Here is a 3,697-nt window from a genome sequence, read left to right on the forward strand (position 1 = left end):
CCTGGCTGTCCCTGCCCCCCTATTTTGTTGCTGAGCCGGGGAGGTGGGGCGGGTGTGCGGGCCCGGCCCTGCAGGGGGAGGGGGCGGCTGCTGTGTTCAGTTTTGGTCCAGGTGGTGTGCGGCTGCCGGACCGGGCGGGGCCCAACCACGGTCGACCAGTCCGGCAGCCGCGCGGCGGGTGGCCTGTGGAGGGCTGGGGATCATGGGGCCGGCCACGGCGGGCAACGGGCGAGCCGCTCCCCTTCCCAGTTCTCGTTACCGGGCACCATGGGGCCGGCGGCCGTCCAGCGGGCGGCGAGTTCGTCGAAGATCGGCCCCCCGCCGGGGCTGGGCGTGACGGCCGTAGGGGTCGCCGGCCAGGCGGACGGCGTCAGCAGCATCGTCATGGAAGGGCCAACGCTCCAGCCCTCATTCGGTCACCCGATCAGCGGCCAGGGCACCCACCATGCCCCTTGCCCCTGCAGCCGATCCGAAACCCCCAGACAACGACAGCCCGGGCACAAGCCTCCACCCGGCCCTGGAGATGACCGCGGCCCCACACTCACGGGCGGTCCTGGACACCGCCGGGGCCACCTCCGGCAACCCACCTTCCTCGACCTGCTCCAGCGTCTCCGGAACCAGGCCCGGCTGCGGATCGCCGGCGCACCGGGGCAGGCGCCGGACCTGCTGGAGATGACCGGTAGGCATCAAGTCCTGCACCTGTACCCGGACCTGGTTGCTGCCGTGCCGGCCCGGACCTCAGGGCGCCTGTCCTCACGGCAGTTCGCTGCCAGTCTCGCTCGCCTCGGTCGTCAAGACCCGCCGGGTCTTCGGCCAAAGCCATGATGAGATCGGCGGCGAGGATGGCGGCGACGGATCCCGCGGGGGTGCCTATTCCGCAGGGGTGTCTACGGGGTCACACAGCAACCACAAGCGTACATCGGCGTTGGCGACGGGCCACGGCCGCGGATGGCCGGACTCTGGGCACGGGGTTCTTGGCGCGTACGAGTCAACGGCCGCAGCGACGCCGGGAGGCGGTGCAGGGGCCGGTCTTGGGGTGGTGAACGCGGCCGGTGCGCGCCCCCCTTGGTTGTGTTCGTGCTTCGCCTCATCTGGCCCCTACGCACCGTAGGACTCACTCGGTCACATGGGGGGTTGTGCGTACCGGGATCCGGTTTGACGCTGACTCCCCCGGTACCCGGCGCCTCCGCTTGAGGGCGTGCCGTGATTCGGTTCCGGTTCTGTGCCACAGAAGGGAACTGCTCATGTTCACTCGTCTTCGCGCCGTCCTTGGCGTGCTGGCGGCGGCTTTGCTGCTCGGCCTCACCGTGGGTGCGGCTCCCGTCCAGGCCGACCCTGCCAACACCGCGACGGTGCAGGATCCGACCGGCACCTTCAAGCTCAGCGTCACACCCGCCAGTGCCTCGGTGGGTGACACGGTGTACGTGACCCTCGACTACACGAACTTGGGGTCCGCCACGGTCCAGACGAACTTCGGCTACACCGGCTCCCCTGTGGGTTCCTACGCGATCGGGGCCCCCACCGGTGACACCGTGCTCTGCGGTGGCCCCCTGATCGTGGAAGGCGGCTGCACCTATCCGCTGGTTCCGGGTGGCGACTCCCGGCAGACCACCTGGCCCGTAGTGATCACCGCGGAGCCCGCCGACGACAGGATCTCCTTCAACACGTTCGAAGCACTGGAGACGCGCCTCATCGGTCAGTCGACGTACTTCCTCCCGCCGCTGGTGCTGCGCGTCCACTGACGGGCAGGCTTGGCTGCCTGGCGGGAGCGTCCACGCATGCAGACACTTCCGCCAGACGTGAGATGAAGCACTCCCAGCCCACAGGGCCGAACGCAAGCTGATCTCCAGCAGATCACCGACCGTGCCGGTGGCGTCAAGGGGACAGAACGCGCCCCTGGATACGTGCGGCGCAGGCCACGCGGCGTGCGCACCTGAACGGCCGTACCGCAGAGCCATTGCGGACATTCGGCTTCGGCTGCCTGCCGTCCCCGCCGTAACTGAGTACCTTCACAAGCCCCCTTCACCCCCGCGTGAGAACACAGGCAGGCAAGGAGGAGGGGTATCGGACAGGACTCCTTCCGCGAGATGTGTGCATCACCTCAGACGCAGCACTCCTCACACAGGAGCCATCCCCTCCCGGAAGACCCCGCAGACGCGGGTTCTTGCCACGCCGGAGAGGCGCAGAGGAAGCCGTCCTGTCCGCTCTGGCTCACTGCATCAGAAAGGAACTTCCTATGCTCAACCGTCCGCGCCGTCTGCTCATAGCGTTCGTGACCGCTCTTCTGCTCGGGACCGGCCTGGCAACCGCCCCTGCCGCCCTGGCGGCTCCCTCAGGACCCTCCTGTGTCCAGGACTCCGAGAGGGTGTTCAAGTTCTGCGTCAGCCCCGCGACCGCTTCGGTCGGCGACACGGTCACGCTCACCCTGGACTACACCAACAGGGGATCGCTCACCCTGGAATCCGGCTTCGGCTACACCGGCTCCCCGGTGGGGACCTACCTCATCGGCCTGCCCAGCGGTGACACGGTCGCCTGCGGTCCCCTGGGCGTGGAGAGCGGCTGCACCTACCCCCTGGTCCCCGGCGGTGACACCCGCACCACCTCCTGGCCGGTCACGATCCTCGCCATGCCCCCGGACGGACGCATCTCCTTCATCCCCATGGTGACTCAAGAAACCCGTCTCGTGGGCGTCACGACCTACGACGTGCCGGTTCTCACCCTCAACGTCCGGTAACCCGGGACACAGCACACGCCCGCGCCCACGCGGCCGCTCTCACCCGGGAGGAGCCTCCTTACGGGTGAGAGCGGCCCGAGGTCTCCCGTCCTGCCCTGCGGACCAGGGCAGGCCCCCGACGCCGCTGCGGCCCGGCCATTGGGACCGGGGCGAGCCATAACCGCAGCCCGCGCCGTAAGAGCCTCTCTACCAGCGAGAAGAGAGCCGGCGCCTAACACGGCGCGAGGGGCCACGCCGACTCCGGCATGACCCCTCACGGTGTCCCTGATCGGCCGCTACGCCGTCGCCCACTCCAGACCCAGCTTCGCCAACGTCTGGAGCCGGTCGGGGGTGAGTTTGGCGCGCCTGGTCTTGGCATTGGACAGGAAGACTCCAAGCCGGACTTCGGTGCCGTCTTCGAGCTGTTCTACGTGCCCCCTCGGCACCTTCAGGTGCCCCTCGCGGGTCTTGTACTGGGCGAGGGCCGCAACGCCCCGTTCGAAGGCCCCTAGGGCCGTCTTGGGGGCCTTGGCGGTCGTCTCCTGGTCGGGTGGCAGCGGCGTGACGCCGATCGCCTCCAGGAGCTCGCGTTGCCGGTCCATCAGGCTCTGCCAGACGTCGTGTTGCCGCTGTTTGGCCAGCCACTTCCCTACGTCCATGCCGTGGCCGGTGATCCCCGGCTGTAGCTCGGTCAGGCCGGCTTCGCTTGCCGCAGCGCGCTGATGATGCTCATGGGCAACCCGCATTGGCACCGGGGCGGCTGCTCGTGGGAGGGCGGGTGGTCACGGCCCCACGGTAAGGCCCGCCGACACTCGAACGCCCGGCTACGCGTCCGGTCAGTCGGTCGCGGGTGGGCTGATGTGCAAGGACCAGTAGCCGGTGTATTCGTCTAGTGTCATGCGCCAGAAATCCTGTTGGTTAGTAAGTACCCTGTTGTCATGTCGCATTCGGGGCCTTCTGCTGTGGCGATCACGTTGTCCGAGG

4 protein-coding genes are annotated in these 3,697 nt (G+C 68.7%); 2 read left to right on the forward strand and 2 right to left on the reverse strand.

The window, feature by feature from the left end:
• Window positions 1-200: 200 nt before the first annotated feature.
• Window positions 201-386 (reverse strand): hypothetical protein, encoded by a 186-nt coding sequence (locus tag ACFYW5_RS37685; RefSeq protein WP_389421655.1) that lies wholly within the window; start codon window positions 384-386, stop codon window positions 201-203.
• Window positions 387-1,244: 858 nt separating this feature from the next.
• On the opposite strand from ACFYW5_RS37685, the gene ACFYW5_RS37690 reads away from it, so the two are divergent.
• Both ACFYW5_RS37690 and ACFYW5_RS37695 read left to right on the forward strand, forming a co-directional pair.
• Complete coding sequence (locus ACFYW5_RS37690) at window positions 1,245-1,742, forward strand: hypothetical protein (protein WP_389421656.1); 498 nt, start codon at window positions 1,245-1,247, stop codon at window positions 1,740-1,742.
• A gap of 494 nt (window positions 1,743-2,236) precedes the next feature.
• Complete coding sequence (locus ACFYW5_RS37695; RefSeq protein ID WP_389421657.1) at window positions 2,237-2,734, forward strand: hypothetical protein; 498 nt, start codon at window positions 2,237-2,239, stop codon at window positions 2,732-2,734.
• A 275-nt stretch (window positions 2,735-3,009) separates the two neighbouring features.
• On the opposite strand, the gene ACFYW5_RS37700 is transcribed toward ACFYW5_RS37695, so the two are convergent.
• On the reverse strand, window positions 3,010-3,459 hold the full coding sequence (locus ACFYW5_RS37700; RefSeq protein WP_389421658.1) for a helicase associated domain-containing protein: 450 nt from the start codon (window positions 3,457-3,459) through the stop codon (window positions 3,010-3,012).
• Window positions 3,460-3,697: the final 238 nt, after the last annotated feature.

Source organism: Streptomyces sp. NPDC002779 (assembly GCF_042888685.1).
In the GTDB taxonomy this organism is placed as follows: domain Bacteria; phylum Actinomycetota; class Actinomycetes; order Streptomycetales; family Streptomycetaceae; genus Streptomyces.